Source organism: Streptomyces sp. NPDC048734, assembly GCF_043198675.1.
GTDB lineage: Bacteria > Actinomycetota > Actinomycetes > Streptomycetales > Streptomycetaceae > Streptomyces.
Window position 1 is genome coordinate 99426 of record NZ_JBICUZ010000004.1, and the last position, 25860, is coordinate 125285.

The following is a 25860-nucleotide window of genomic DNA, read 5'->3' on the forward strand; positions in this document are numbered from 1 at the left end:
TGCAGTCGTGACGCCCCGTCAACGGTCCGGACGGGACGGTTTGGCCGGCACGGCCACCCGCCCCGCCCGGATCCGGCCGGTTCCTTGTCCCATGTGCCGATGGTGACGGCCCCTCGAGCCTCCCCGGGACGACCGCTCGTCGGGGCGGGCCGAGGCCGGGTGCCGCGGACGGCTTCGCAGGCGATCACCTGGGCGATCACCGGCGTCCGGTCCTGGAGTCCGGTTCGGAGCGTCCGGTCCGGGGCGTCCCGTCCGGGGCGTCCCGTCCGGGGCGTCCCGTCCGGGGCGTCCCGTCCGGGGCGTCCCGTCCGGGGCGTCCGCCCACCCGACGGTCTCCCCCGGTCGAAGAACCGCGCCTGAGCGGGACGGTCCAGGCCCTGCCGTCACCTTCCCGCCGTCCGCCCGGCGGGCGGGCCCTGCGGCGTCAGGTACGTGCTCCGGGGGTCCCCGGCCGAAGGCCGGGGGAGTGCCGGGCCCTGACCCTCGTACCGGACGTACTCGGGTCAGGGTCCGGTGCGGCGAGTGAGGGCCCCTCCCCCCTCCGGGGGAGCGTGCACGACGTCGCGGGGCAGGCGGGAAGGTGACGACAGGGCCTAGGCTGGAGCGGACGTGGCGCGCCCGTTCACTGTGAGTTCCCGCGATGGAGTGGCGACGATGAGCCCGGAGTACCCGTTCGACGAGGCCGCGACGGCCCGGGTGGTCATCGACGACACCAGCACGGTCGTCGGATGGAACGAGGGTGCGCGAGCCCTGTTGGGCTGGGAGCCGGCCGAGGTCGTGGGACGGCACGCCGGTGAACTGCTGGCCGAGGGGGACCTCCCCGCGGCCGCCGCCCCCCGTTGGGACGGCACGCTCACCCTGCGCCATCGGGACGGCCGGGCCGTACGGGTCTGGCTGCTCGCCCACCACCGCCCGCCCCGCGACGGCGCCCCGGCCACCTGGCTCGTCGTGACCCCGCTCCCCCGTGCCGGCGCCCGCTCCCCCGACGACACCCTGGCCACGGCGGCGCTGACGCAGTCGCCGTGCGCGGTCGCCGTCTACGACGAGCGGCTGCGGCTGGTCCGGATCAACGACGCCATGGCCGAGGTCATCGGGCTGCCCGAGGAGCGGGTCAGGGGTCTGAGGGCCTCCGAGATCGGCGGCCGGCCGCAGAGCGCGGAACTGGAGGGGCACATGCTCCGGGTGCTCGCCGACGGGCGGGCGAAGGACGTCGAGATCCACACGCGCACCGGTGGCGAGAAGCGCGCGCACGCCTGGCTGGCCAGGTTCGCGCCGGTCACCGACGCGGCGGGCCGCGTGCGCGGGGTGTGCCTGGCCGCGCACGACTTCACCGAGAACCACCTCGCCCGCGAGCGGCTGCAACTGGTCAACGAGGCGAGTGTGCGGATCGGCAGCACCCTCGACGTCACCCGGACGGCTCAGGAGCTGGCCCGGGTCTGTGTGCCCGCGCTCGCCGACTTCGTCAGCGTCGACCTGCTGGACCCGTGGGAGGAAGCGGATCCGCCGGCCCGGTTCGCCGCTCCGCTGGGCCTGCGCCGTGCCGCTCACCACTCGGTCGATCCCGGCAGCCCGATAGCCGTGGCCGAGCCCGGCGAGGTCCAGGACTACCCGGCGGGATCGCCGCAGGCCGACTCCCTGACGGCGGGGCGCACCGTCGTCGTCTCCGGGGACGGGCTCGACGCCTGGCTGACCCGGGACGTCCTGCGCGGTGAACGGGTCCGCGACTTCGGCGTCCACGTCACGATGTCCGTACCGGTGAAGGCCCGCGGCGTGACGCTCGGGGTGGCGGTCTTCACCCGGTACCGGCGGCCGGACCCCTTCACCCCGGACGACGTGCTGCTCGCCGAGGAGATCACCGCACGAGCCGCCGTCTGCATCGACAACGCCCGCCGGTACTCCCGCGAGCGGGACACCGCCCTCACCCTGCAGCGCAGCCTGCTCCCGCGCACCTTGCCGGACACCCTCGCCGTCGACGCCGCGTCCCGCTATCTGCCGGCCGCACGCACCGGGGTGGGCGGCGACTGGTTCGACGTGATCCCGCTGTCCGGGATGCGGGTCGCCATGGTCGTCGGGGACGTGGTCGGACAGGGCATCCAGGCCTCCGCCACGATGGGCCGGCTGCGGACCGCCGTGCGCACGCTCGCCGACATCGACCTGGCCCCCGACGAGCTGCTCACCCACCTCGACGACCTCGTCGTACGGCTGTCGGAGGAGGCCGGCGGCGAGGCCGACCCCGGCGAAGTGGGCGCGAGCTGCCTCTACGCGGTGTACGACCCCGTGTCCCGGCGCTGCACGTTCGCCCGGGCCGGGCACCCCCCGCCGGTCCTGCTGCGACCGGACGGGGAGCCGCACCGGGTCGAACTGCCCGCCGGTCCCGCCCTGGGGATCGGCGGACTGCCCTTCGAGTCGGCCGAGCTGGAGCTGGCCGAGGGCAGCGTGCTGGCCTTCTACACGGACGGCCTGATCGAGTCCCGCGAGCGGGACGCGGACACCGGTCTGCGGATGCTGAACAAGGCACTCGCCGCGTACTCGGACTCCCTCGACGAGACCTGCGACCGGGTGCTGCACGCCCTGCTGCCGCAGGGCGGGGCCTCCGACGACGTGGCCCTGCTGCTCGCCCGCACCCGCGGGCTGCCCTCCTCGCAGGTCGCCACCTGGGACATCCCCGCGGACCCCGCGCTCGTCGCGCCGATCCGCAGGCAGGTGGTCGAGCAGCTCGGGCGCTGGGAACTGAGCGAGCACTCGTTCACGGCGGAGCTGGTGGTCAGCGAGCTGGTCACCAACGCCATCCGGTACGGCGCCAAGCCCATCCGGTTGCGGCTGATCCACGATGCGGCCACCCTGATCTGCGAGGTCTCCGACACCAGCCACACCGCGCCGCACCTGCGCCGGGCGAAGACGTTCGACGAGGGGGGCCGGGGGCTGCTGCTGGTGGCCCAGCTCACCCAGCGGTGGGGCAGCCGGCACAACGCGGAGGGCAAGACGATCTGGGCGGAGCTGGGACTGCTCGGGGACGACTGAGGGCGTCACGGGCCGGCGGACGAGCGGCGTGCCGGCTGTGCCCCGGCGGGCACTCGCCCCGGGCACCCGGAGCGGGGTGACGCGGCATCGGAGGGTGGAGCGATGGCGGATTCGGCTCTGGCGCACACGGACCGGTCGTTCACGGACCCGGCACGCCCGTCCCCGGCGGGCCCGTCCCCGGCCCGGTCGTCACGGGTACGCCCGTCCCCTGCGGGCCGGTCGCGGCGAGGACGGCGTCCGGCCGTTCTGGCGGCGGGCGCCCTGGCGGCGCTGGGGTCGCTGAGCGCCTGCGGCGGAGGCGGTGCGGACGGTACGGGCTCCGCGTCCCCACCCGCTGCCTCGTCGTCGGTGGCGCCGGTGTCATCGGCGGCTTCCCCTCCGTCCCCTCCGTCCTCGTCGACGGTGACGTCAGCGCAGGTGCCCACGGCGCCGGCCGCCGCTTCCACCGCGTCCTCCCCCGCCCGGCCCGCCGCGGGCGGTCGCTGCCACACCTCGCAGCTGCGCGCCTTCGTCGGACGCAACGACCCCGGGGCCGGGCAGGAGAACTTCCCCGTCGTCCTCACCAACGCCTCCGGGCGGACGTGCACCGTGCGCGGCTACCCCGGCGTCGCCTTCCTGGACGCCTCCGGCAGGCGGCTGGGACCCGATCCCCGGCGGGAACCGGGGCCCGGGCCGGTCACCGTGACGCTGGCGCCGGGCCGCAGCGCGTGGGCGGGGCTGACGTTCTCCCACCCGGAGGTCAGCGGGGCCGAGGCGGCGACTCCCACGACGCTCGTGGTGACCCCGCCCGACGAGCGGGACCCGCTGCGGGTGCCGTGGACGGGCGGGAAGGTCCCCGTGGCGGGCAACGCGTCCTCGGTACGGCTCACCGTGCTCGCGCCCGGCACCGGCCCCTGACCCGGCGTCCGGACCGGTCCGCGACCGCGCCGCCCGGAAGCGCTCCCGCCGACCGTACCGTCAGCGGCGGCCGTCCGAGCCGGAGCCGCCGTAGCCGCCGTAGCCGTGGTCCGGGGTGCCGCCGCCCGGGCAGTAGGCCCCGTAGGGGGATGCGCAGGCGGTGGTTCCGGGGGCGGGGGTGGTGCTCGGGGCCGGGGTGGGCGTCGGGGCCGGCTTCGGGACGGACGTGGGGACCGGGGGTCGCGACGCCTCGGGGGCGGGCGGCGGGGTCGAGGCCCGGGTGTCGGCGAGGGCGTCGTCGGCGCCCCAGTTGACGGCCTGCATCTGGGGGTCCGGCTGCGAGGTGTCGATCACCCAGCGCTGGGCGCCGCTGTCCGTGCGGTTCTTCAGGACGAGGGCGCCGGAGCCGTCGGTGGCGGCGGGCGCCAGGGCTAGGTTCTGGTCGGAGCGCGGGACGAGCGTGCCCTGGAGGGTGAAGTCGTAGCGGAGGCTTCTGGCGCCGGGCTGCGAGGCGCCCGCGCAGGGGGACAGTCGCACCGAGTAGCCGAGGCGGGAGTCGAGGCAGAGGTCCGGGTCGTCGGTGTTGCGCAGCTGCCCGTCGCCCTCGTACGACCACTGCTGGCCCGCGTCCGAGGAGCAGGTGGCCAGCTCGGCCTCGGCGTCCTTCACGGCCTTCGTGCCGACGATGCCGATGCACAGCCCCGAGGCGACGTTGTGCAGGCGGCCGCGCAGGGTGCCCTGGGTCTCCTCGCCCGCGCCCGCCCAGGACGGGTCGGAGGTGGAGGCGTCCGTGCCGGGTGCCGGGGTGGCCGCTGTGTCGTCGCCGGAGGGGGCGGAGTCGCCGGACAGCGCCGACCACAGCACGAGCGGGAGGACGACCAGCCCGCTGACGGTGAGCACGGCGACGGCCAGATTGCGGCGCCGGGCCCGGCGGGCCGCCTTGTGGGCCGAACGGCGGGAGACGGGGCTGGTGTTCCCGCCGGAGCGGGAGCCGGAGCGGGAGCGGGAAGGGGAGGCGGTGTGCGGTTCCGCGCCCGGCGCCGCGGCCCCCGTCCGCTCGCCGGTGCCGGTCGTCGCACCGGTCGTCGCGCCGGGGGGCGCGGCGCCGGGCGCGGCGGCGGATGTGTCGGCAGGTACGCCGGCGGGTGTGTCGTCGGTGAACGCCTCGCCGACGGAGGCCGGCCGCCGCGGGGGCGGTACCGCCGCGGGCGCGTCGGCGGAGGGTTCCGTCCTGGCTCGCAGATAGGCGGCGGCGCCCCAGCCGAGGACACCCTCGGCGAGGGCGATGCCGAGGCCCGCGTCGAACTGGCCCAACTGGTCGGCGGTGTGCGCGCAGTGCCGGCAGTGGCCGAGGTGGGCGCGCAGGTCGGGGTCGACGTCGATGCCGCCGCGGCGGCAGGTGACGTCGAGAAGCCGGTGGTAGCGGTGGCAGTCCTCGTCGACGGCGAGTTCGCGGTGGCCCTGGAGGCACTCCTCGCGGAGGCGCTCGCGGGCCCGGCGCAGTTCGACGCGGGCCCCCTCCTCCTCCAGGCCGAGCAGTCCGGCCGGGACGGCGAGGGGTTCGGCCTCTATCTCGGTGTGCCACAGCAGGCAGCGCGCGGACTGGGGCAGCCGCTGGAACGCCCGGGACAGCAGCCGGCGGTGCACGGGCGGCAGCAGCCGGCCGGCCGGCCGTTCGCCGTCGCCCTCGGCGGCGCGCAGGTCGGGGTGGAGCAGGTCCCGGCGGCCGTCGGAGTCCCACTCCGCGGCGATGCGGCGCACGGTGACCAGAAGGTGGGGGCGCCAGGCGGAGGTCGGCCCGTCCTGCCGCAGGGTCTCGCCGAAGAGCCGGGTGAAGGCCGCCGTGGTGAGCATGCCGGCCGCACGCTCGCCGTCGGTGCACAACCGCGCGTAGGCGAAGGCCGCCTCCCAGTGCCGGTCCAGCAGTTCACCGACGGGGTGCAACGCGGGCGAGGTGCCCGTCCAGCCCTTGAGCTCGGCGCTCAGTTGTTCGTCCGTCACCTCGAAGCGGCGCGCCGAAGAGAATTTCGACAGGCCTGCGTCTTTCACGGCTGCATTCCTCCCGGGGACATGCGGCATAAAGTCCGTACCAAAGGGGTGCGCGAACCCGTCCTCGCGGCGACGGGGCTCTCTGCGCACAGCGTTCGACATCCCGAACGCCCGCCGGGTACGGCTCTTTTGGAGTGTGGGGGGGGTGAGGACGGGGACGCCTCGTGCGCACAGTCGGAAAAAGGCTCTCCGTGCGCCGACAAGGCCCCACCTTGGCACAGGCGGGCCGGACAGAACAAGTGATCCCACGGCTTCACGCATTGCTCGCCGCGACAATGGTTTTGACAAACCGTCAATTGCGATCGCCATTCGGGGCGGTCGCGGTAATGGTGTCCCTTTTCGGGAGGTAATTGCGGGGCGCATTCCGTCTCGAATGCGGCGGGCGGGCCGGCCGCCGCCCGCCTCAGGCGATCAGGTCGAGCGCCCGCTCCCAGCCGAACTCCGCGCCCCCGGTGCCGTCGTGGGGGTGTCCGAAGCGGACACCCATCCCGCACAGCCGTACCAGGCTCTCCTGGTAGGCGGGGTGGCCGGCCAGCGCGTCGTTCACACAGGGCAGGACGCCGACGGGAACACCGAGGCCGGCCGCCTCGGACAGGGTGGCCAGGGCGAGGGTGTCGGCGATGCCGGCCGCCCACTTGTTGACCGTGTTGAAGGTGGCCGGGGCGACGACGACCGCGTCGGGGGCGGGGAACGGCCGCGGTTCGCCGGGCCGCCGCCAGGCCGAGCGCACGGGCAGGCCGGTGCGCGCCTCGGCGGCGGCCGTGTCGAAGAAGCCGTCCGCGGCGACGGGCGTCGCGATCACTCCCACCCGCCACCCCCTCTCCTGCGCGGCGGTGATCAGCCTGCCGACGTCGGCGGCGATGCCGGCGGCGCAGACGACGACGTAGAGGAAGGGCGGTTTCTCGTCCTGTGCGGTCACGCGCGCACCCTACTGAAGGGGGAGGGACAGCCCGCGTTCGGCTTCGGGGCGCGGGCCGTGGATGCGGCGCTCGCGCTCCTCGATCGGGACGTCGTCGATGCTCGCCTCCCGACGGGTCATCAGCCCCCGCTCGTCGAACTCCCACAGTTCGTTGCCGTAGCTGCGCGTCCAGCGGCCGTCGGCGTCCCGCGACTCGTACTGGAAGCGGACCGCGATGCGGTGGCCGTCGTACGCCCACAGGTCCTTGCGCAGGGCGTACTCACGCTCCCGGGTCCACTTGGCGGTGAGGAACTCGACGATGGCGGCACGGCCGGTGAGGAAGGTGTCGCGGTTGCGCCAGACCGAGTCCTCGGAGTAGGCGAGCGCGACCCGGTGCGGGTCGCGGGTGTTCCAGGCGTCCTCGGCGGCCTGGACCTTGCGGGCGGCGCTCTCACGGGTGAACGGCGGCACGGGCGGGCGGACGTCGGACGGCACAGGGGCTCCTCGCTTGACGAGAGCGGGAGAACGAACGTTCTCCACCATGGCTGCTACGGTAGGAGAACGCTCGTTCTCGCGTCAAGGCGGGGCGGACCCGGCACGGGAGGGACAGACCGGCCATGGACCCGGCGACGGCCCGCGAACAGGCGCTCGACGCCGCGGAGAAGCTGTTCTACGGGCGGGGCGTGCGATCCGTCGGCATGGACGACATCCGGAGCGCGTCGGGCGTGTCGCTCAAGCGGCTGTACCAGCTCTTCCCGGCGAAGGAGCAGTTGGTGGAGGCCTATCTGGAGCGCCGCGACGTGCGCTGGCGGGGGCGCCTGGCCGAGTTCGTCGCCCGGCGCGAGGATCCCTCGGACCGGATCCTCGCCGTGTTCGACTGGCTGGAGGGATGGTTCGGCGAGCCCGGCTTCCGCGGCTGCGCCTGGATCAACGCGTACGGCGAACTCGGGGCCGGTTCGGAACGGGTGGCGCGTCAGGTGCGGGCGCACAAGGAGGCGTTCCGCGACCACCTCGCCGCTCTCGTGGCCGGGGCGGGGCTGCCCGCCGGCCTGACCGGGCCGCTGTTCCTGCTGGCCGAGGGGGCGATGGTGACCGCCGGGATCACCGGCTCCGCCGGTCCGGCCGCCGAGGCGCGGGAGGCCGCCCGGCACCTGCTGAGCGCCGTACCGCCGGACAGCCGGCCGCCCTCGGCCGCCGGGCGGGACCGGGCGGGACCGGACACACCGAGCCGGGGGCGGTGAGGCGGGGGCGGTGAGCCGACGGCCGCTGCTCACCGGGAGCGGCGCCCTGCCGGGCCGGGCCCTGCCCGGCCACCGGGGACGGCCGCTGACCGCGCTCGACCCGAGCGCGGTCATGACCGTGCGGGCTCTGCGCATGGTGGCCTGATCGTGCCGGCCCGGCGCGCGGCGGGGCGACGGTGCGTCGCGCGGCGGATGAAACGCGCCGGTGCCAGTGTTGAGGGTGGTTGCCGGTCGACGACATGACGAAGGGACGGATGCCATGCCTCTCGAGGGCGAGTACGAACCGAGCCCGACCCAGTGGGTGCGCGAGCAGGTGGAGTTGTACGAGAGCTCCGGCGGCACCCGGGGGACCACGCTCCTGGACACCGGAAAGCCCGTGATCGTCCTGACGACCGTGGGCTCGAGGAGCGGGAAGATCCGCAAGACGCCCCTGATGCGGGTGGAGCACGAGGGACACTACGCCGCGGTCGCCTCGCTGGGCGGGGCCCCCAAGCATCCGGTCTGGTACTTCAACGTGAAGGCCGATCCGCGCGTGGAGCTGCAGGACGGGCCGGTGAAGCAGGACATGAGGGCCCGTGAGGTGACCGGCGAGGAGAAGGCGCGGTGGTGGGAGCGCGCGGTCGCCGCGTTCCCGCAGTACGCCGAGTACCAGGAGAAGACGGACCGGGAGATCCCCGTGTTCGTCCTGGAGCCGGCAGACCGGGCGCACTGACCCGCCGGCCTCCGCGGGGGCGCCGGCCGGCGCCCCCGCGGAGGGGTCCCGGGGAAAAACCTGCCCGCCACGGCATGGACGTCCGCGTGCCGGGCAGTCGACTGTCAGGCCCCGCCGCGCTCCCCCGTCGCGGCGGGGCTTTCGTCGTGCTCCCGGCAGGCAGGGCCTCGACGCCCTGGAAGAAGGAGAAGCAGCCGCCCATGACGAAGATGCCCACGGCCGCGAGGAGCGACCAGAAGAAGCGTTCCTTGCCGTAGCCGAAGGGGTGCCGGCGGTCGGCGGGGCGGCGGCTGCGGCGCGGCGAGCAGGAAGACCTCGTTGAGGCTGTCGGCCACGGAGTGCGCCGCCTCGGACAGCAGCGCGGGCGAGCCCGCGAGCAGGCCGCCGGCCGGTTTGGCGACCGCGATGACCAGGTTGGCCGCGAGCGCCACCAGCACGGTGACGCGGGTACTGCGGTCGGCAGCGGGCTCCGCGGTGTTTTCCGCGCTCGTCCCTCGGGCCGTCGCGCCCTCCGGGGCCGTGCCCTGCGTGGTCGTGGCGTCCGGGCCGCCGTCTGCGAGGTGGCGCCTCTCGCGGTCGTGGTTTTCGATGAGGTACCGGTCACTTCCGCCGGTTGCCCCGGCCGATCGGGCTCATACCGTGCGGTCGGCGGAAAACGGGGAAGGCGGTGGACGACGCACGTACGCACCACGACCGGGAGGAACCATGGCGGGCCGGGCCGACGGCAACGGCGCCTACGGGCACAAGGCGTTCGAGCGGGCCGAGACCCACTTCGCCCACCGGACCACCGCGGACGGCCGCGACGGACGGCACCCGGCGCTCGGCATCCGCTTCCTCGCCGGGGCCCATGAGCGGCGCGCGCGGCGCCACCCCCAAAAGCGGCTCGGCGTGCGGCCGTTGGGCGACGGGACGCCGCCGGGTCCGGCGCGGCCGGGTGAGGAGGTCCCGCCGCAGGGCCGTCCCTGACTCCCGCACACCTCGTCCGGTCCTTACCCACCACTCAGTACGCACCATCGAGTACGCACTGTCCAGTCCCTACCCAGTCCCTACGCACCAGGAGGTACACATGGGAAAGAAGCAGAAGCTCCCGCTCGTCTACCAGCCCGTCGGATTCGCCTTCGGCTGGGCCGGCGGCGCGCTGGCGGGGATGGCCTTCCGCAAGATCTGGAAGGTCGTCCGTCACGAGGACGACGCGCCGGACGCCCTGGACCGGGACCGCGGCTGGGGGGAGGTCCTCCTCGCCGCGGCGGTCCAGGGGGCGATCTTCGCCGCGGTCCGCAGCGCGGCGGACCGTGCGGGCGCGAAGGCCATCGAACGGTCCACCGGCGTGTGGCCGGCCAAGGACAAGGGCGGCCGGGACTGACGGACACGGCCGGCGCCGCCCCTTCGCGGGGCGGCGCCGCCCTCAGTTCTGCTTGGGTGCCGTGGACGGCCGCAGGCGCAGGGTGAAGGAGTGCCCGGCCGGGTCGGCGTACTGGCGCTCCTCGTGCGCGCCGGCGGCGCCCTTCGTCTCCACGGGGCGCCCGGCCAGGCCCACGATCCGGCGTTCCGCCTTGTCGAGGTCCTCCACCAGGAACTCGAGGTGGGCCTGGAGCGAGGCCTCGGGGCGGGGCCAGCTGGGCGGGGTCGCGTTGACGTCGCGCCGGAAGCCCAGCCGGGTGCCGGCGGCGCCCGTGATCTCCACGAGGTTGGCGGACGCGTGGGTCACCTCGGCGTCCAGCAGGCCCGCGTAGAACTCGGCGAGCTTCTCGGGCTCGGCGCAGTCGAGCACCACGACGCCCGCTTTGACCAGTGACATGTCTCCTCCGCGAGGTTCAGGTGGCGGGGCGGACCCGCGCCGCCCCCGAAACCTGCGGTTACCCCGGATTCAGTCGGCCACCAGCCACTCACCGTCCCGCATCAGCTCCCGTCCCGCGGGTTCGTCCGTCTCGCGCCAGGCCTGGATCCGGCGCGGCCGGACGTGGAAGTACAGGTGGGGCGTGGCCAGTTCGCGCGGGTCGAAGCCGGTCTTGGCCGCGAAGATCTCGGCGTCCTCCTCCGGCAGGTCGGCGGGCTCCACCGCCAGGACGGAACCCTCGACGAGCACGACGTCCCGGGTGGGGCCGATCCCGAGGCGGGCGACGCCGGTGGCGCGCAGGTTCCGTCCGGTACGGCTCGCGGCCGGGGTGGCGATCAGCAGGGTGGCGCCGTCCCAGACGTAGGAGAGGGGGATCAGGTGGGGGGCCGCGCCGTCCTCGGCGGCGGTGGCGACCCAGGCGTCGACGTCGTGTTCCAGCCGGCGCAGGGTGTCGTGCTTGCGCTGCCGCGGGGAGCGTGCGGGTGCTGAGGTCATGATCCCAGTGTGGCCGCGGACGGCTGTCCGCGCAGGGCGCCCCGGCCGCTAGACTTCTTGGACACCCGTCCAGCTATAGTGGACACCTGTCCAAGAAATGGGGAAGACGATGGAAGCCGTCGCCGACGTTCTCGTGGGGCTGGTCGCCGCACTGCATGTCTACATCCTGGTGCTGGAGATGTTCCTGTGGCAGGGGAAACGGGGGCGCGCCTTCCACGGCTTCGACGCGGAGATGGCCCGGGCGACCGCCCCGCTGGCCGCCAACCAGGGCCTGTACAACGGGTTCCTGGCGGCAGGCCTGGTCTGGGGGCTGGTCGCCGGTGACCCGACCGGCTTCCGTGCGCAGGTGTTCTTCCTGTGCTGCGTGATCGTCGCGGGCGTCTACGGCGCGGTCACGGCGAACCGCCGGATCCTGGTCGCGCAGGCGCTGCCCGGCGCCCTCGCCCTGACCGCCGTGCTGATCGCGCGGTGATCCGCGGCGAGCCCGAGGACCCGCGGGCGGCCCGCACCCGGGCGAGGCTGCGCACCGCGCTCCTCGACGAGTGCGCGCAGCGGCCGCTGGCGGAGGTCGGTGTCGCCGCGCTGGTCCGCCGAGCCGGCGTCGGCCGGGCCACCTTCTACGTCCACTACGACGGCCTGGAGGCCCTCGCCGTCGACGCCTGCGCGGACGTCGTGGGTGAGGCGGTGGAGGCGCTGCACGCCTGGCGGGGGCGGCCCGATCCGGTGCACGCCCCCGCGGCGCTCGCGGAGTTCTTCGCGTCGCTGGCCCCGCACGCGGCGCTGTACCGCGCCCTGTTGACACCGGGTGGCGGGGGCCCGCTGGGCCGGGTGCTGCACCGGGACCTGCGGGCCTACAGCCTGCGGGAGCGCGAGCGGGCGGGCGCGGCCGACGCGCCGCTCGTCGCCTCGGCCGTCGCCGCGACCTTCGCCGGGGTGCTCGCGGACTGGCTGCACGGCCTGCTGGACGCGGGGCCCGCCGAGATCGCCGACCAGGTGTGGCAGTTGCTGGTCGCCCTGCACGCGAGCCGCTGAGCCCTCACACGCAGGCCGGCCCGTCCGGCACCGCGGGCCAGGCCTCGACGCCGTCGGGGGTGCGGACGTACGCCGTCCCCCGGTCGTCCGTCAGCCACAACCGCTCCTCCCCGTACCGGTACCCGGTGTCGCGCGCCGGCGGGAAGCGGCACGTCGGGGTCGTACGGGGCGGTCGGCGGATCGGTTCCGAGGACGCCGTCGGGGTCGCGGACGTAGGTCGTGGCCGTCTCGCCGCGGCCGAGGGTCAGGAAGCGCGCGGACTGCCAGTCGCAGTGCTCCGGGCCGGTGGAGCTGTGGATGCGCGCGCCGCCGGTCGGTGCCCTTTCGCAGGCGCGCGTACGCCCGCCGTAGGGGTATTCTTCACCACTTCGTTCACGACGCGAAAAAACCCGGTCGAGACACGCCCTTATTTCGAAGACATATGTCAATCGAACATGCTGGAATTCACTCGATCGGGGGTAACTTGCTGGGGGGGGAACTGCCGTGCGCACCCCCGCCGTTGAAGGCTCCCGACCGGTGGAGCTGTGTGGGAGGCGATGTCGTCGTGCAGCAGGAACCCGCCGCGGGCACCCCGCACCTGCGCGTCCGCGAGGACCGGGGGTACACGGTGCTGGAGTTCCGCGGCGAGATCGACATCGTTGCCGCGGCGGAGGTCGGTCCCCTCCTGGACGGCGCGACGGCCGGCCCCGCACCGCGCGTCGTGCTCGACCTGAGCGGGATCGAGTTCTTCGACTGCTCGGGGCTGCGCCTGCTCTACCGCGCCCGCGCCCGGGTCCGCGACCACGGCGGTGACCTGCACCTCGTCTGCACCCACCCGCTGACGCTGCGCGTCCTGCGGGCCACCGGCCTGTCCCGGCTGCTGCCGCCCGCGGCCAGCCTGGAGGCGGCCCTGGCACGGCCGGGGGCCACGTCCGGCTCGTCATGACCCCTCCCGGGGTCTATTCGGTACGGTCCGCGTCGAAGAGGGCGCTGACCGACTCACCGTTGTGAATGCGCCGTACGGCCTCGGCGAGGGCCGGGGCGATGGACAGCACGCGCAGTTTCTCCGTGTGTTCCTCCGCCGCCACGGGCACGGTGTTGGTGCACACGATCTCCAGCACGTCCGGCTGTTCGCTGAGCCGTTTGAGGGCACCGCCCGCGAAGAGTCCGTGCGTGCAGGCCACCCGGATCGACCGGGGCCCCGACTCCCTGAGCCGGTCCAGGAGTTCGAGGACGGTGCTGCCCTTGGCGATCTCGTCGTCCAGCACGATCACGTCCCGTCCGGCGACCTCGCCGATCACCGTGTTGATGCTGACCCGGTCGTCGGCGTACCGCTGTTTGGCGCCGGCCGCCACCTGCGCGCCGAGCATCCGGGCGAACGCGGCGGCCTCCTTGGCGTTGCCGAGGTCGGGCGAGACGACCGTCGTGCGGGTGAGGTCGTGGCGGCGGAAGTGGGTGGCGAGTTCCCGGCGGGCGTGCAGGTGGTCGACGGGGACCGAGAAGAAGCCGTGCACCTGGGGGGAGTGCAGCGTCATGGTGAGGACGCGGTGCACTCCCGCCGCCGTCATCAGGTCGGCGACCAGCCGTCCGCCCAGGGAGATGCGGGGCGCGTCCTTCTTGTCGGAGCGGGCGTAGGAGTAGTGGGGCATGACGACGGTGATCCGGCCCGCGGACGCCCCGCGGGCCGCGTCGCACATCAGCAGCAGTTCCACCAGGTGCTCCTGCACGGGCCGGACCAGGGGCTGCACGAGGAAGACGTCGCGTTCCCGGCAGTTCGCCCGGAGCTGGACCTCCAGGCAGTCGTTGGCGAACCTGCTGAGCCGCGACGGGCTGAGGGGCACGCCGAGGTGGGCGCAGACCTCGGCGGCCAGGTCGGGGTGGGCACTGCCGCTGAACACGGAGATGTCACGCACTGAGGCTCCTCGGATGAACCGGGTCCGGCGGGCGGGATCTCCCATGCTGGCCGATGTCCCCCCTCCCGTCACCCTCACCGGTACGCCGTCCGGCCCGCCCCGCCCGCACCACCGTCCAGGACGCCCGTGTCACAGCCCCTCGACAGGGGTGCCTGCCAAGGCGTTTGACGGGCATCCGGTGAGCAGGAAGGAGGGAGCGCCGACATGACGACTTCCATCAAGCGCCTCCCCAGGCGCATGCCCGGCTGGGCCAAGGTGCTCACCGCCGTCGTGGTCGTGCTCGCCGTGGTGTTCGCGGGCATCCGGTTCAGCCTGCTGCCCGGGCTGCGCGACGTCTTCGGCACCGAGACGCACGACCGCTCGGGTCCCGCACTGCTCAGGTCCATCCAGGACATGAGCCGCTACGAGGCCGCCTCCGGCAACTTCCAGGTCGTCGTCGACCTGGAGAAGGACGCCAAGTACCTCCCCGACGCGCTCCGCGGCACCAGGACCCTGTACGTCGGGGCGGGCACCGTGGACGCCTACGTCGACCTCGGCGAGGTCGGCGACAAGGACGTGACGGTCGACGGCGACCGTACGTCGGCCACCCTCCGGCTGCCGCACGCGCGGCTCGGCACACCGGCCCTCGACCCCGACCGCTCCTACGCCGTCTCCAAGCAGCGCGGCCTCCTGGACCGGCTCGGCGACCTCTTCTCGGACAACCCCAACGGCGAACAGGCCGTGCAGAAGCTCGCGGTCCGGCACATCGGCGACGCGGCGAAGGACAGCGAGCTGACCGCGCGCGCCGAGACGAACACCACCGCCATGCTCCAGGGCCTGCTGAGCTCCCTCGGCTTCAAGGAGGTGCGCGTGACCTACGGCACGTGACCCGTTCCGCCGCCCGGCCCACCAGGCGGCCTGGCCTGTCCTGGCCGGCCTGCGGCGGACGGCCGCACGGGGGTGGAAGCCGGCGCCGCGAGGACCGGGCAAAACGGGCGCGGCGCGGCGGAGCGAGCGGAAGCGGCGGGGTTGGGGATCCCGGCCACGAGCCTCCGCATCCTCCGGACGTTCGGGGGTAACAGCCCTCCCACTCAGGGAAGTTGAAGACTGGAGGACCGCATGGACCGTGCAGCCCTACGTCCGCGTGCCGCCGCGTTGCGCGCGCGCACCGCGTTGCGCCTGCGCACCGCGAAGCCCGAGCCGCCGACGAAGACCGGGCCCGCCGCGAAGACCGGGCCGGCCGAACGCGGCAAGGAGACGAGGCCCGCCGGGCGGGCGAAGTCCGGCAGCGCCGAGCAGGGCGGACGCCGGCCGTTGCCGCTCCCCCTGCGGCTGCTGGCGATGCTGGTCGCCTTCGTGTTCATGGTGGCGTTCGCCGTCGTGCTGGCCCGGCTCACCCTGGAGCCGTCCCCCGCCTCCGAGGCGCTCGTGCACTCGAATCTGCGGCCCGGCCAGTCGCTGAGGGCGTACCTGGACCAGCCGGAGCTGCGCGACGCGGTGAAGCAGATCGGCGGGAACCTGCTGCTCGGCGTGCCGTTCGGCGTGCTGGTGCCGGTCCTCGCGCCGCGGGCGCGCGGACTGGTACGGGTCCTGCTGCTGACCGCGAGCGTGATGCTGCTGGTGGAGTTCGCCCAGGGCGCGCTGGTCACCGGGCGCGCCTTCGACGTCGACGACGTCATCCTCAACACGACGGGCGCGCTCATCGGGTACCTGCTGGTGGGCCGGCGGATGAGCCGGGCCGTGCACGCACGGGAGCGCCGGGTGACGACGCGGGCGTGATGACGCGGGTGCGGCAAGTCGGGTGCGGCGAACCGGGTGGCCGGAGCGTCCTCAACGGTGTCGGGGTTTCCAGGTGTACCGGCCACCGCCCACCCAGCGCACCACGTCCGGGTCGTCGAGGTCGTGGACGGTGATGCCGTACGCGGCGGCTGCCTCGAGGACGTCGGTGACGGCCCTGGCCTCACCGACCACCTCTCCGTCGATTTCCACGATGCGGAACGGCGACTCGCACGGCTGCACCCCGAGCACCGTGATCCGCGGTCGGGAGATGTAAGGGCTCGCGCTTTCGGTCATGTCATAGAGCGTAAATCGCAACCGGCCGGTACGAATCACCCGATTTTTCCGCCGCCTCCGCCGACCCCGCCGTCGAACAGGTCCGGCACCGCCGCCTCGACGACACCCTGGGTGACAGGTCGCACCGTCGCCCCCGCGCTCACCCGAATGAGTGAACACGGGGGCGATGGTGCGGCCCTCGTCGAACAGCTCGAAGACACGCGTGCCGATGCAGGGGGCCCGGCGGGCGGCTGACGTGGCGGGTAACGGGCGTGGCGGGCGGCTGACGTGGTACCCGGTGCGGGCCGCGCGAGCGGGCGGAACCGCCCCGCGCGGGTGGATCCCCGTACGACGAAAGGAACCCCGGATGGAACGCGCCGCCGTCTTCGACGTCGACGGCACCCTCGTCGACACCAACCACCTGCACGTCGTGACCTGGTGGGAGGCCTTCCGCCAGGCGGGCCACCGGGTGCCCATGCACGCCGTGCACCGGGCGATCGGGCTCGGGTCCACCGACCTGATCGCCCACGTGCTGGGCGAGGACCGCGACGAGGACCGGGACGCCGGGCTGAGCGCCGCCCACAAGGCCCTGTACGGCCAGTACTTCGACCGGCTGCCCGCGCTGCGGGACGCCGGGGCGCTGCTGCGGCGGCTGCACGGGGACGGCTGGACGGTGGTGCTCGCCACCTCGGCGAGCGGTACGGAGCTGGCGGCGCTGCGACGCGCCCTCGACGCCGACGAGGCGATCACCGCCACGGCGAGCGCGGACGACGTCGAGGAGGGCAAGCCCTCTCCCGAGCCCGTCGAGCACGCCCTGGAGCTGGCCGGGGTGCCCGCCGAGCAGGCCGTGTTCGTCGGCGACACCGTGTGGGACATGCGGGCGGGCCGCCGGGCCGGGGTCCGCTGCGTCGGCGTGCTGTGCGGCGGCATCCCGCGCCCCGACCTGGAGGAGGCGGGCGCCCAGGCGGTCTACGACGGTCCGGCCCATCTGCTGGCGGCCCTGGAGGACAGCCCGCTGGCATGAGCATCCGCGGCGGAACAGGGACGGAGGAGGCGCCCCGGGGGCGGCGCCTGACGGAGGCGGTACGACGGGAGGTGACCGGCGTCGGCCGGGCCGCGCGGGCGGCCTGCGGCGGACCCGGCCGGGAACGGGACCTGGTCGTCCAGTCGCTGAAGGCGGCGGGGGCCGCCCTGCTGGCCTGGCTGGTGGCGAGCGGCTGGCTGGGCGACCCGATGGCCCTGATGGCACCCTGGGCGGCGCTGGTCCTGGTGCAGGCCACGGTGTACGGCTCGCTGCGGCAGGCCGCCCAGCAGTGGACGGCGATCTGCGCGGGCACGCTGTTCGCCTCGGCGGCGCAGGCCGTCACCGCGGACACCCTGGGCGCGCTCACCCTGTCGTTGCCAGTGCTGATGCTGCTGGCCAACTGGCCCAGGTTCGGCGACCAGGGCATCTACGCGGCCACCACGGCGGTGTTCACGCTCGCCTCCGGCGCGGTGTCGGCGTCGGCGGTCGGGCACCGGGTGGGGCAGGCGGCGCTCGGCGCGGTGATCGGGGTCGCCGTCAACGCGCTGGTGCTGCCGCCGGTGCATCTGCGGGACGTGCGGGAGAACCTGGTCGCGCTGGCCCGGGAGGCCGGCGAGGTGCTGGACATGGTCGCGGCCGGGCTGCGGGAGGGCGGGTGGGACACGGGGACGGCCGCCGAATGGTCACGGGCGTCCGCCCGTCTGGAACGGCGGCGCGAAGGGCTGCGCTCGGCGCGCGGCTGGAGCCGGGAGAGCCTGCGGCTGACCTCCGGGCCGCTGCGCGTGCTGCACCGGCTCCCCCTGGACGTGCCGCCGGAGACCGAGGACGCCCGCTGGGGCCGGGTCACCGACCATGTCGTGGCCCTCACCCGCACGCTGGCGGTGGCGGCCGACGGCGAACGCGCCCCCGCCCCGCCCGAGACGGCGGCCCTGCGGACGTACGCCCGGCTGCTGGAGTTGCTCGGCGACGCCTGCCGGGCCGGGGCGGAGCGGGCCGGGACCGCCGGGGCGGACAGCGCGGAGAGGACTGCGGGACCGGCCGAGCCGGATGAGCCGGCCGAGCTACGGCTCCGCCTGCAGGACAGCCTGCGCGACCACGCCACCCGGGGCGCGGCGCACACGGCGGTCCTGGGGGCGCTGCTGCTCCAGGCGGAGAACCTCTGGGCCGAGGTCCTCCCGGCCGCCCGGGAGGCGGACAGGAGCCGGTGACCGACGTCACCGGAGGGGGCGGCGGGGCCGGGAACAGCCGCGGGCGGTTCGCCGTTGAACAGAGTGTGGGTGCGGACGGAACAGTGTCCCCGGGCCTCACCTTTCGCCCACAGGGAAGATCGTTCGGCTGAAGCCCTGTGGAGCCTTTCGCCGAGAGGCGACCGCCGTCCGCGCCCACACCAGGACCGCCCCGGCCGTGATTCCCCCGTCACGGTCGGGGCTCTTCGCTGCCCGCCCCCGTCCCCGGCGTTCACGCGCCGACCGGCGTGGATGCGGCGGCCTCCCGGACACCGGACGTCCCGGGGCCGTGGAGCGCGGCGAAGACGCCGGGGCGGGGGTGCCGCCGGCGCCCCGTTCCGGCGGTTCCGGCCGCTGCCGTCCCCTCCGGCGGTTCCGATCGCTCCCGTCCCCTCCGGCCGTTCCCTTCTCCTCCGGCCGCTCCGGTCGTTCGCGTGCCTCGCGCGGAACGGGGGTACTCGTCGCGCTCAGCCGACGGCGGCGAGAGGAGTCGAAGGTGAGCAGCGGGTCGGGCAAGAGGGTCGTGGTCACCGGGGCGACCGGCAATGTCGGCACGAGTGTGGTGCGGCTGCTGGCGGAGGATCCCGAGGTGGAGTCGGTGGTGGGGCTGGCCCGGCGGTTGCCGGACCGCAGGCCGCCCGGCACCCAGTGGTCGACGGTCGACCTGGGGGCCGAGGAGACCGGTCTCGCCGAGGTGTTCGAGGGTGCGGACGCGGTGGTGCATCTGGCGTGGGCGTTCCAGCCGACGCACGATCCCGCGGTGACGTGGCGGACCAACGTGCTGGGCAGTCTGCGGGTGTTCCGGGCGGTGGCGGCGGCGGACGTGCCGGTGCTGGTGCACGCCTCGTCGGTGGGCGCCTACTCGCCGGGGCCGAAGGAGCGCGCGGTGGGCGAGTCGTGGCCCACGCACGGCTGGCCGGACGCCGCGTACTGCCGGGAGAAGGCGTACCTGGAGCGGGTTCTGGACACCTTCGAACGCGATCATCCGGGCATCCGGGTGGCGCGGATGCGGCCGGCGTTCCTGTTCAAGCGGGAGTCCGCGAGCGAGCAGCGCCGCATCTTCGGCGGCCGGTTCCTGCCGGGGCCGGTCCTGCGTCCCGAGCTGTTGCCCTTCCTGCCGGACGTACCGGGGCTGCGGATGCAGGCCCTGCACACCGAGGACGCCGCGGAGGCGTACCGGCTCGCCGTGCGCACGGACGTGGGCGGACCGTTCAACCTCGCGGCCGATCCGCCCCTGGACGCGGCGCTGCTCGCCGAGATGTTCGACGCCCGCCTCGTGCGGCTGCCCCGGTCGGCGGCACGCGCGGCGATCGCCGCCGCATGGGGCCTTCGGCTGCTGCCCGCCTCCCCGCACCTGTTCGACGCGGTCCTGCGGGTGCCGCTGATGGACTGCACCCGCGCGCGGGTCGAACTGGGCTGGCGCCCGCAGCGCACGGCGCCGGAGGTCCTGACGGAGTTCCTGCGGGGAGTCCGCGCCGGCGCGGGCGCGCCGACGGAGCCGCTGCGGGGGCGCAAGGTGGGCTGACCGCGGTCCGGGCCGGCGGTCGGCGCCGGGACGGGGACCGGATACGGCGCACCACCGCGTCCTCCTCACCCTCGGTACGGCCGCCTTCAGCCGCCCGGTGCCGGGCGGCCCGCTCCCTCGGTTCGGCCGACGCCCGGCCCGCGTGCGCCTCCGGCGGGACGAACAGGCCGGGGGCGGCGCGGGCGGTGCCCGTCCCGCCGGTCCGCCCGGAAGCCGACCGGCCGCCCGAGCCACCGGACCGCCGTCTCCCCGGCCTGCGGGAGCGCGCCGGGAGGCCACCGGCCGATCCGCCCGTGGGCACGGGGTCGCCGCGCGGACCCGACACGGCGGGCAGGACCACGTCGGGGCCTGCCGGCGGGTCGGGGTCCCCTCCCATCGCACCGAAACGTGCCCCGTGCCTCTGGTGCGCGCCCGGTGCGCCGGTCCTCCGGCACCACGGCGAAAACCGCCCGGTCGGCCATGCGGACGATCGTCGCAAGGGACCGGGCGGCAGGTCGTCGGGTTTCCCGCCGGGGGGCGCCCGTCTCAGCCGGACGACTCGTCGGGGACGGGGTGGTCGGGGTTGACGGTGGCCGGGCGGGGGGCGCCCTGAGGGCCGGTGCCGGCCTCGTCCGTGTCGGGGACGTCGGCGTCGGGGTCGGCATCGCGGGGGTCGTCGCTCTTCCCGGCGTTCTCGTCCGACCGGACGGGGGCGATGTCCCAGCGGTCCTTGCCTCCGTCGGCCTGCTGGTCGGGCAGGTCGCGCGGGACGGGGGTGCCGTTCTCTCCGGGTCCTTCGAGGCGATGATCGGCCACGACGTCCTCCCTCCGGGATCGTCTCGTACGGGGCGGAACGCGAGTACCTCCCGGGTGACCGGCGAAACCTCAGTGCGGGGCGCGTTCCTCCAGCGCGGTGCGCCAGGCGGGCGCCGGAGCGCTCGTCAGGGGCTCGGGGCGCCGGCCGCCACGGGAGAAGAAGTCGGCGAGCGGCAGGATCGCGGCGCCCACGGTCACCGCGTCGGGCCCGAGCCGGCCCAGTTCGACGGTGACCTTCTCCGCCGGGTGGCGCAGCGCGTACGCCGTGGCGTGGCGGCGTACGGCGGGCAGGAAGCGGGTGCCGAGCTGGAGGCCGGCCCAGCCGCCGATGAGGATGCGCTCGGGCTGGAAGAGGTTGATCAGGTCGGAGAGTCCGGCGCCCAGGTACTCGGCGGTCTCCTCCAGCACGGCGAGCGCGACCGGATCGGGTTCGGCGCCGTCGGCCGGGTAGGCGGCGGCCAGCATCGCGGTGAGCGCCGTCTCCTCGTCGGCGCCCCGAGGGGGCCGGCCGCCCTCCTCGCGCCAGCGGTCGAGGAGCGCCTCGGCGCCCGCGTACGCCTCCAGACAGCCGAGCGCACCGCAGCGGCAGCGGCGGCCGCGCACCCGCACGGTGAGGTGCCCCCACTCGACGGCCCGGCCGTTCTCGACGTCGGGGGTGACCAGGCAGGCGCCGACGCCGGAGCCGAACAGGACGACGCAGGCGTTGTGGGCCCCGCGGCCGCCGCCGAACCACATCTCGGCCTGGCCGAGGGTCCTGGCGCCGTTGTCGATGAAGTACGGGACGCTCTCGGGGAGCGGGGAGCCCGCCCGCAGCAGTTCCTCCAGCGGGACGGCGTCCCAGCCGATCGTCTGACCGTGTACGACGGCGCCGTGCTCGGGGCCGCGCTCGACGATGCCGGGAACACCGATGCCGACGCCGAGCAGCGGTTCGGGGGCGAGGTCCGCGGCGGCGAGCACCTCGGCGATGCCGTCGCGGACATGGCCGACGATGCCCTCGACCTCGTACCGCCGATGCTCCAACGGCCTTTCCGCGCGGGCGAGTTCGGTGAGGGTGAGGTCGAACAGCTCGACGCGCACGCGGGTCTCGCCGATGTCCACGCCGATCATGTGGCCGCTGGCGGGCGCCACGCGCAGCAGGGTGCGGGGCCGGCCGCCGTCGGAGTCGACGCTGCCGGCCTCCTCCACGAGCCCGTCGGCGACCAGGTCGGCGACGACATTGCTGACGGAGCCGGAGCTGAGGCCGGTGGCCGGGCCCAGCTCGAAGCGGCTGAGGGGGCCGTCGAAGTAGAGCCGTTGCAGGACGGCCGTGCGGTTGGCCCGCCTGAGATCGCGTACCGTACGCCCGTTGCGCCCTGCCATGTCGGCCCCCTTCGAACCCTGCCCGACCTGCAACATACCTGTGCGGGTGGGGTCCGCGCGACATTCGTCCAACCCTTAGTTCACGATGTGAGCTAAGGGACGGCCGCCTTTTCGGCCTCCTCGGAGGCCGCGAACGGCCCGGAGGCGGGCGTCCGCGACGCTTCGCGCGCCTGCGCGGCGGGCGTGCGCGGCGGGCGTGCGCGGCGGGCGTGCCGGTGACAGCGCTGCGGCCGTCGGGCGCGGCGGGCCGACCGGGTGCGGGGTGTGCCGCCCCCACCCCCTCCGGCGCCCCGAACCGGGCCGGCGTGCGCCACACCGTCTTCAGGTCCCGCACCGCATACCGCCCGCCGCGTGCCGCGTCACCGATGGCCTTCGGCCGACGACGCCGGCCCGCGCGATGCGGGCGCGGAGAGCGGCGCACTCCCGCCCCCGGCAGTCGGCGTGCCGGTACAGGTGCTCGACGGCGACGCGGTGGCCGGGGTGCCACTCCACCGGGCAGGGCGCGGGCCTCGCCCTCCACGGGCGCGCCCCGGCAGCCCGCGTTCAGGACGGGGACCTCCACGTCCCGTTCGAGGTCGACGCCGCCGCGCGCATGGGTCTCGACGTGGCCGTCGAGGGCGTCCCGCTCGTCCGCCTCGGCCAGGGCGAGCAGGGACGTGCCGGCGGCGGCGAACCGGCCCCTCGGGGCGGGCCGCGACATGGTGCATGGCCGCCCGCGCCCGCGGTGACGCGTCGTGAGGGAAAATCACTGGCTCCCCCTAGCCGAATACCTTTATGCTTAGGCCATAACCTAGAGCCCCAAGGAAATGGCGACCCGGTCTTCGCGGGCCGCACGATTCAGGAGACTCCCGATGAGGACACTCACCGAGCACGACATCCGCAACTCCTTCGTGAACTGCTCCAAGGGGGAGGCCAAGCGGCTGGCGGTGCCACGGGATCTCGACTCGCGGCCCTGGGCCGATCTGGACTTCCTGGGATGGCGCGATCCCGGCGCTCCCGACCGCAGCTACCTGGTGACCGAACGGGACGGGCGTCCGGTGGGTGTGACCCTGCGGTTCCCGGCCTCGCAGCGCGGCTTCCTGCATCGCAGCATGTGCTCGCTGTGCCTGACCACCCACCCCGGCGGCGGGGTGTCGCTGATGACCGCGCGCAAGGCGGGCGCCGCGGGGCGCGAGGGCAACTCCGTGGGCCTCTACATGTGCACCGACCTGGCCTGTTCCCTCTACGTGCGCGGCAGGAAGGTCCCGGAGTCGGGGGGCCGGTTCGAGGAGAGCCTCACCCTGGAGGAGCAGATCGCGCGGACGACCGGCAACCTGGCCGCCTTCCTCGACAAACTGTTCGACTGACCTCCCGGGCCGACCTCCGGGCCGCCCCCTGGGGCCGCCGGCTCCGTTCCGCGCCGCCGTTCGAGGCGGGTGACAAAAGAAACGTTCGAGGCAGGTGAGGAACGGGAACTGGCCAAGGGATGCTTGATGTACGTGAGCGTGCCGCACCGCTCGTACGGTTCGTGCGGCGCCACCGGGAACCCGCGGTCGTCCAGGCCCTGCGGTCCTCCGCGGCCGCGATGATCGCCTACGCCGTCGCGCTGCACCTGAGCCCCGAGGCCGCCCCCCTCACCGCGCCGCTGACCGCGCTGCTGGTCGTCCAGGTCACCCTGTACGCCACGCTCACCAACGGTGTGCGGCGCGTCAACGCGGTGGTGGCGGGGGTGCTCGTCGCCATCGCGTTCAGCCTGCTGGTGGGGCTGACCTGGTGGAGCCTCGGGCTGCTGATCGTGGCCGCGCTGGCCGTCGGCCACCTGGTGCGGGTCGACGAGTACGTGCCCGAGGTGGCGATCAGCGCCATGCTGGTGCTGGGCGTGACCACGGTCGGGGACACGGCCTGGGCGCGGGTGCTGGAGACGCTGATCGGGGCCGTGGTCGGACTGAGCATCAACCTCCTGCTGCCGCCCCCGGTGTGGGTGGAGGAGGCGGGCGAGTCCATCGAGGACCTGGCCCGCCGGGTGCGGCAGCTGATGCTGCGGATCGGCGAGGAGGCCACCGGCCGCATGCCCGCCGAGCAGGCCGCCGCCCGGTTGCACGAGGCGCGCCGCCTGGACCACGACATCGTCGAGGTGGACGCCGCCCTGCGGCAGGCGGAGGACAGCCTGCGGCTCAACCCCCGGGTCCGGGAGGGCGTCCTGCACCGGGTGGTGCTGCGCACCGGCCTGGACACGCTGGAGATCTGCACGGTGGTCCTGAGGGTGCTCGCCCGCACGCTCACGGACCTCACGAAGGAGCGCGAGCCGCGGACCCTGTTCCAGGCGGAGACCGGCACCACCCTGGAACGGCTGCTGTCGGAGATCGCGGACGCGGTGGTCAGCTTCGCGGTACTGGTCACCACGCACGTCAGCGAGAACGCGGAGTCCGCCGAGGAGCGCCTCACCTCGCAGCTGCGGCAGGCCGCGGCCACCCGCGACAAGCTCGCCCAGCTGCTGCTGGAACAGCTCCAGCACGACGCCCGGCAGTGGCAGTTGCACGGCGCGGTGCTGACCGAGGTCAACCGCATGATCGACGAACTCGACACCGAACACCGCTCGCACCGTCTCCTGGAGGAACTGGACCGCGCCACACGGGAGCAGGACGGGCGGCTGCCCTGGCTGTCCCGGCTGCGCGGGCGCATCCACCGGCGGCTGCGGGTTCCCGACCGACTGCGGCGGGACCGGCGGCGGAAGCCGCGTCGTTCCCGGTGAAGACGCCTTCCCGGCCGGTCCTCCCGGCCGGCGGGGACGCCTCGGGGCCGTGGCGTGGGGCCCTACTTTCCTGGCCCCTTGGTCCCTCCCGGCCGGCGAGGACGCCTCGGGGCCGTGACCGGCGTGCAGGAGGCCTCGTCCGGCTTTGCGTCCGGTGTCCGGTGGTCCTCGCGGACCAGGGTGGCCGTCGGGACGGCGGCGGGGAGTTCCCCGGCAGCTCGCCCCCTCCCCCGACGGCGGCCTGCCGTTCGCCGCGAACCAGCGCTCGGGCACGGTCGCCGCGTTCCACGTGGACGGCCGCGACGGCGCCCTGCGGCGCGCGGGCGAGCCGTTCGCGTCACCCGTCGCGGTCTGTGCGCTGCCGCTGCAGGGCCCGTGGGCAGGACGCGGCGGCGGCCTGGCCGAGGAGGACGTGGATGCGCTCGGTGAGCTGCCCGACGTCGTCGGCCGGCGCGTGGAAGGGCAGGCGTACGTCGCCGTGGGCGCGGACGCGTTCGATGCGCAGCGTGAGTCCGTGGCGGTCGACGGCGAGCGGCTGGACCCGGACGGCTCCGTGCAGGCTCTCCTTGCGGACGAGCCGGGTGAGGCGTTCCACGGCGTCGGGGTGGGCGTCGGCGAGGTGGGTGAGCAGCCGGGCCTCGGCCGCCGCCAGCGGGTCGGGCGCGGCGGCGGCGAATTCGTCGAGCGCGACGACGACCGTCCCGGAGGGCTCCTTCAGCACGACGCGGGTGGCGTGGAAGGCGAGCCGGCCGTCCTCGGGGACGAACCAGCCGGCCAGCCAGAGCCTGGCGCGGACGCGGTCGCGGACGGGCACGGGTGCGACGTCCGCGAACTCCAGCACGGCGGACGGCTCCCCGCGCGGCGCGCAGATCGCCGCCGTCAGCAGCGCGCTGTCCTCCGGCACGCGGAGGACCACCCGTCCGTCGTCGGCGACGGTGTGCGCGCCGACGAACTCCTCGCGGCCGCCCTGCGCGGTCACCGCGCAGGACCATGCCGCGGCGAGCACGGACCGGGCCCGTTCCGCCGTGCCGGGCACGGCCGTCCAGTTGTCGCTGTCATCCATCCCAGGACCTCCTTAGGTAAGGCTTGCCTAAC

General features: G+C 74.7%; 27 protein-coding genes and 2 pseudogenes. 18 read left to right on the plus strand and 11 right to left on the minus strand.

Annotated elements, in window-relative coordinates:
* Positions 1-654 precede the first annotated feature (654 nt).
* Positions 655-3021, plus strand: coding sequence for a SpoIIE family protein phosphatase (locus ACGFQC_RS12855; protein WP_363088024.1), 2367 nt, complete (start codon positions 655-657; stop codon positions 3019-3021).
* 246 nt (positions 3022-3267) lie between these two features.
* Positions 3268-3918, plus strand: a complete 651-nt coding sequence (locus tag ACGFQC_RS12860) for a DUF4232 domain-containing protein (protein WP_393288217.1) — start codon at positions 3268-3270, stop codon at positions 3916-3918.
* 60 nt (positions 3919-3978) lie between these two features.
* Here ACGFQC_RS12860 and ACGFQC_RS12865 read toward each other — a convergent pair whose 3' ends face one another.
* From ACGFQC_RS12865 to ACGFQC_RS12875, 3 genes are all read right to left on the minus strand, one after another.
* Positions 3979-5967 (minus strand): RICIN domain-containing protein, encoded by a 1989-nt coding sequence (locus tag ACGFQC_RS12865; RefSeq protein ID WP_363088022.1) that lies wholly within the window; start codon positions 5965-5967, stop codon positions 3979-3981.
* A gap of 403 nt (positions 5968-6370) precedes the next feature.
* Positions 6371-6886 carry a flavoprotein gene (locus tag ACGFQC_RS12870; RefSeq protein ID WP_363088021.1) on the minus strand — a complete coding sequence of 172 codons (516 nt, stop codon included), beginning with the start codon at positions 6884-6886 and terminating at the stop codon, positions 6371-6373.
* Between the two features lie 9 nt (positions 6887-6895).
* The gene (locus ACGFQC_RS12875; protein ID WP_363088020.1) at positions 6896-7408 is read right to left on the minus strand and encodes a nuclear transport factor 2 family protein; all 513 of its coding nucleotides are present in this window, start codon (positions 7406-7408) and stop codon (positions 6896-6898) included.
* 74 nt (positions 7409-7482) lie between these two features.
* Here ACGFQC_RS12875 and ACGFQC_RS12880 point away from each other — a divergent pair, with 74 nt between their 5' ends.
* The 3 genes from ACGFQC_RS12880 (at position 7483) to ACGFQC_RS12890 (ending at position 8818) form a co-directional block, all read left to right on the plus strand.
* Complete coding sequence (locus ACGFQC_RS12880) at positions 7483-8106, plus strand: TetR/AcrR family transcriptional regulator (protein WP_363088019.1); 624 nt, start codon at positions 7483-7485, stop codon at positions 8104-8106.
* A gap of 10 nt (positions 8107-8116) precedes the next feature.
* Positions 8117-8251 (plus strand): hypothetical protein, encoded by a 135-nt coding sequence (locus ACGFQC_RS12885; protein ID WP_363088018.1) that lies wholly within the window; start codon positions 8117-8119, stop codon positions 8249-8251.
* A 114-nt stretch (positions 8252-8365) separates the two neighbouring features.
* A complete protein-coding gene (locus tag ACGFQC_RS12890; protein ID WP_363088017.1) occupies positions 8366-8818 on the plus strand; it encodes a nitroreductase family deazaflavin-dependent oxidoreductase in 453 nt (150 codons plus the stop codon).
* A gap of 148 nt (positions 8819-8966) precedes the next feature.
* Here ACGFQC_RS12890 and ACGFQC_RS12895 read toward each other — a convergent pair.
* Positions 8967-9408 (minus strand): annotated as a pseudogene (locus ACGFQC_RS12895) (cation diffusion facilitator family transporter); the annotation flags it as partial.
* Between the two features lie 115 nt (positions 9409-9523).
* Between ACGFQC_RS12895 and ACGFQC_RS12900 the strand changes: the two are divergent.
* Both ACGFQC_RS12900 and ACGFQC_RS12905 read left to right on the plus strand, forming a co-directional pair.
* Positions 9524-9784 carry a hypothetical protein gene (locus tag ACGFQC_RS12900; RefSeq protein WP_393288151.1) on the plus strand — a complete coding sequence of 87 codons (261 nt, stop codon included), beginning with the start codon at positions 9524-9526 and terminating at the stop codon, positions 9782-9784.
* A 100-nt stretch (positions 9785-9884) separates the two neighbouring features.
* Complete coding sequence (locus ACGFQC_RS12905) at positions 9885-10181, plus strand: DUF4235 domain-containing protein (protein ID WP_363088016.1); 297 nt, start codon at positions 9885-9887, stop codon at positions 10179-10181.
* 42 nt (positions 10182-10223) lie between these two features.
* On the opposite strand, the gene ACGFQC_RS12910 is transcribed toward ACGFQC_RS12905, so the two are convergent.
* Positions 10224-10616: a VOC family protein gene (locus ACGFQC_RS12910; protein WP_363088015.1), complete on the minus strand. Its 393-nt coding sequence runs from the start codon at positions 10614-10616 to the stop codon at positions 10224-10226.
* Positions 10617-10685: 69 nt separating this feature from the next.
* Positions 10686-11150, minus strand: a complete 465-nt coding sequence (locus tag ACGFQC_RS12915; protein ID WP_363088014.1) for a pyridoxamine 5'-phosphate oxidase family protein — start codon at positions 11148-11150, stop codon at positions 10686-10688.
* Between the two features lie 109 nt (positions 11151-11259).
* Between ACGFQC_RS12915 and ACGFQC_RS12920 the strand changes: the two genes are divergently transcribed.
* The 3 genes from ACGFQC_RS12920 to ACGFQC_RS12930 all read left to right on the plus strand — a co-directional run bounded on the left by ACGFQC_RS12920 (position 11260) and on the right by ACGFQC_RS12930 (position 13107).
* Entirely contained in the window at positions 11260-11622 is a 363-nt protein-coding gene (locus ACGFQC_RS12920; RefSeq protein WP_363088013.1) for a DUF1304 domain-containing protein, read from the plus strand.
* Complete coding sequence (locus ACGFQC_RS12925; RefSeq protein WP_363088012.1) at positions 11619-12182, plus strand: TetR/AcrR family transcriptional regulator; 564 nt, start codon at positions 11619-11621, stop codon at positions 12180-12182. Before ACGFQC_RS12920 ends, ACGFQC_RS12925 begins: the two co-directional genes overlap by 4 nt.
* 544 nt (positions 12183-12726) lie before the next feature.
* Entirely contained in the window at positions 12727-13107 is a 381-nt protein-coding gene (locus ACGFQC_RS12930) for an anti-sigma factor antagonist (RefSeq protein WP_363088011.1), read from the plus strand.
* A 13-nt stretch (positions 13108-13120) separates the two neighbouring features.
* Here ACGFQC_RS12930 and ACGFQC_RS12935 read toward each other — a convergent pair whose 3' ends face one another.
* Positions 13121-14074: a ribose-phosphate pyrophosphokinase gene (locus ACGFQC_RS12935; protein WP_363088010.1), complete on the minus strand. Its 954-nt coding sequence runs from the start codon at positions 14072-14074 to the stop codon at positions 13121-13123.
* Positions 14075-14278: 204 nt separating this feature from the next.
* Here ACGFQC_RS12935 and ACGFQC_RS12940 point away from each other — a divergent pair, with 204 nt between their 5' ends.
* Entirely contained in the window at positions 14279-14941 is a 663-nt protein-coding gene (locus ACGFQC_RS12940) for a DUF4230 domain-containing protein (RefSeq protein ID WP_363088009.1), read from the plus strand.
* Positions 14942-15172: 231 nt separating this feature from the next.
* Positions 15173-15832: a VanZ family protein gene (locus tag ACGFQC_RS12945; protein WP_363088008.1), complete on the plus strand. Its 660-nt coding sequence runs from the start codon at positions 15173-15175 to the stop codon at positions 15830-15832.
* A 51-nt stretch (positions 15833-15883) separates the two neighbouring features.
* Here the strand turns inward: ACGFQC_RS12945 and ACGFQC_RS12950 are convergent, their stop codons facing one another.
* On the minus strand, positions 15884-16126 hold the full coding sequence (locus ACGFQC_RS12950; protein WP_363088007.1) for a hypothetical protein: 243 nt from the start codon (positions 16124-16126) through the stop codon (positions 15884-15886).
* A gap of 346 nt (positions 16127-16472) precedes the next feature.
* Between ACGFQC_RS12950 and ACGFQC_RS12955 the strand changes: the two genes are divergently transcribed.
* The 3 genes from ACGFQC_RS12955 (at position 16473) to ACGFQC_RS12965 (ending at position 19880) form a co-directional block, all read left to right on the plus strand.
* Entirely contained in the window at positions 16473-17129 is a 657-nt protein-coding gene (locus tag ACGFQC_RS12955) for an HAD family hydrolase (RefSeq protein ID WP_363088006.1), read from the plus strand.
* Positions 17126-18337 carry an aromatic acid exporter family protein gene (locus ACGFQC_RS12960; RefSeq protein ID WP_363088005.1) on the plus strand — a complete coding sequence of 404 codons (1212 nt, stop codon included), beginning with the start codon at positions 17126-17128 and terminating at the stop codon, positions 18335-18337. The genes ACGFQC_RS12955 and ACGFQC_RS12960 overlap by 4 nt, the downstream gene beginning before the upstream one ends.
* Before the next feature lie 514 nt (positions 18338-18851).
* A complete protein-coding gene (locus ACGFQC_RS12965) occupies positions 18852-19880 on the plus strand; it encodes an NAD-dependent epimerase/dehydratase family protein (protein WP_363088004.1) in 1029 nt (342 codons plus the stop codon).
* Between the two features lie 525 nt (positions 19881-20405).
* Here the strand turns inward: ACGFQC_RS12965 and ACGFQC_RS12970 are convergent.
* Complete coding sequence (locus ACGFQC_RS12970) at positions 20406-20675, minus strand: hypothetical protein (RefSeq protein ID WP_363088003.1); 270 nt, start codon at positions 20673-20675, stop codon at positions 20406-20408.
* A gap of 69 nt (positions 20676-20744) precedes the next feature.
* On the minus strand, positions 20745-22034 hold the full coding sequence (locus tag ACGFQC_RS12975; RefSeq protein WP_363088002.1) for an ROK family transcriptional regulator: 1290 nt from the start codon (positions 22032-22034) through the stop codon (positions 20745-20747).
* A gap of 851 nt (positions 22035-22885) precedes the next feature.
* Here ACGFQC_RS12975 and ACGFQC_RS12980 point away from each other — a divergent pair.
* The 3 genes and pseudogenes from ACGFQC_RS12980 to ACGFQC_RS12990 all read left to right on the plus strand — a co-directional run.
* The gene (locus ACGFQC_RS12980; RefSeq protein ID WP_363088001.1) at positions 22886-23380 is read left to right on the plus strand and encodes an FBP domain-containing protein; all 495 of its coding nucleotides are present in this window, start codon (positions 22886-22888) and stop codon (positions 23378-23380) included.
* A 119-nt stretch (positions 23381-23499) separates the two neighbouring features.
* Positions 23500-24765, plus strand: a complete 1266-nt coding sequence (locus ACGFQC_RS12985; RefSeq protein ID WP_363088000.1) for an aromatic acid exporter family protein — start codon at positions 23500-23502, stop codon at positions 24763-24765.
* A 208-nt stretch (positions 24766-24973) separates the two neighbouring features.
* A pseudogene (locus ACGFQC_RS12990) lies at positions 24974-25132 on the plus strand (beta-propeller fold lactonase family protein); the annotation flags it as partial.
* Here ACGFQC_RS12990 and ACGFQC_RS12995 read toward each other — a convergent pair.
* Positions 25103-25828 (minus strand): DUF2470 domain-containing protein, encoded by a 726-nt coding sequence (locus tag ACGFQC_RS12995; protein WP_363087999.1) that lies wholly within the window; start codon positions 25826-25828, stop codon positions 25103-25105. The pseudogene ACGFQC_RS12990 and the gene ACGFQC_RS12995 sit on opposite strands and share 30 nt — an antisense overlap.
* Positions 25829-25860: the final 32 nt, after the last annotated feature.

What these genes read in the sequence shown, in the direction of transcription:
- ACGFQC_RS12960 (WP_363088005.1), top strand. Translation starts at nt 17,126, where the DNA reads ATGAGCATCCGCGGCGGAACAGGGACGGAGGAGGCGCCCCGGGGGCGG.
- ACGFQC_RS12975 (WP_363088002.1), bottom strand. Translation starts at nt 22,034, where the DNA reads ATGGCAGGGCGCAACGGGCGTACGGTACGCGATCTCAGGCGGGCCAAC.
- ACGFQC_RS12995 (WP_363087999.1), bottom strand. Translation starts at nt 25,828, where the DNA reads ATGGATGACAGCGACAACTGGACGGCCGTGCCCGGCACGGCGGAACGG.
- ACGFQC_RS12940 (WP_363088009.1), top strand. Translation starts at nt 14,279, where the DNA reads ATGACGACTTCCATCAAGCGCCTCCCCAGGCGCATGCCCGGCTGGGCC.
- ACGFQC_RS12955 (WP_363088006.1), top strand. Translation starts at nt 16,473, where the DNA reads ATGGAACGCGCCGCCGTCTTCGACGTCGACGGCACCCTCGTCGACACC.
- ACGFQC_RS12900 (WP_393288151.1), top strand. Translation starts at nt 9,524, where the DNA reads ATGGCGGGCCGGGCCGACGGCAACGGCGCCTACGGGCACAAGGCGTTC.
- ACGFQC_RS12915 (WP_363088014.1), bottom strand. Translation starts at nt 11,150, where the DNA reads ATGACCTCAGCACCCGCACGCTCCCCGCGGCAGCGCAAGCACGACACC.
- ACGFQC_RS12890 (WP_363088017.1), top strand. Translation starts at nt 8,366, where the DNA reads ATGCCTCTCGAGGGCGAGTACGAACCGAGCCCGACCCAGTGGGTGCGC.
- ACGFQC_RS12905 (WP_363088016.1), top strand. Translation starts at nt 9,885, where the DNA reads ATGGGAAAGAAGCAGAAGCTCCCGCTCGTCTACCAGCCCGTCGGATTC.
- ACGFQC_RS12950 (WP_363088007.1), bottom strand. Translation starts at nt 16,126, where the DNA reads ATGACCGAAAGCGCGAGCCCTTACATCTCCCGACCGCGGATCACGGTG.
- ACGFQC_RS12880 (WP_363088019.1), top strand. Translation starts at nt 7,483, where the DNA reads ATGGACCCGGCGACGGCCCGCGAACAGGCGCTCGACGCCGCGGAGAAG.
- ACGFQC_RS12980 (WP_363088001.1), top strand. Translation starts at nt 22,886, where the DNA reads ATGAGGACACTCACCGAGCACGACATCCGCAACTCCTTCGTGAACTGC.
- ACGFQC_RS12920 (WP_363088013.1), top strand. Translation starts at nt 11,260, where the DNA reads ATGGAAGCCGTCGCCGACGTTCTCGTGGGGCTGGTCGCCGCACTGCAT.
- ACGFQC_RS12985 (WP_363088000.1), top strand. Translation starts at nt 23,500, where the DNA reads ATGCTTGATGTACGTGAGCGTGCCGCACCGCTCGTACGGTTCGTGCGG.
- ACGFQC_RS12910 (WP_363088015.1), bottom strand. Translation starts at nt 10,616, where the DNA reads ATGTCACTGGTCAAAGCGGGCGTCGTGGTGCTCGACTGCGCCGAGCCC.
- ACGFQC_RS12855 (WP_363088024.1), top strand. Translation starts at nt 655, where the DNA reads ATGAGCCCGGAGTACCCGTTCGACGAGGCCGCGACGGCCCGGGTGGTC.
- ACGFQC_RS12875 (WP_363088020.1), bottom strand. Translation starts at nt 7,408, where the DNA reads ATGGTGGAGAACGTTCGTTCTCCCGCTCTCGTCAAGCGAGGAGCCCCT.
- ACGFQC_RS12945 (WP_363088008.1), top strand. Translation starts at nt 15,173, where the DNA reads ATGGACCGTGCAGCCCTACGTCCGCGTGCCGCCGCGTTGCGCGCGCGC.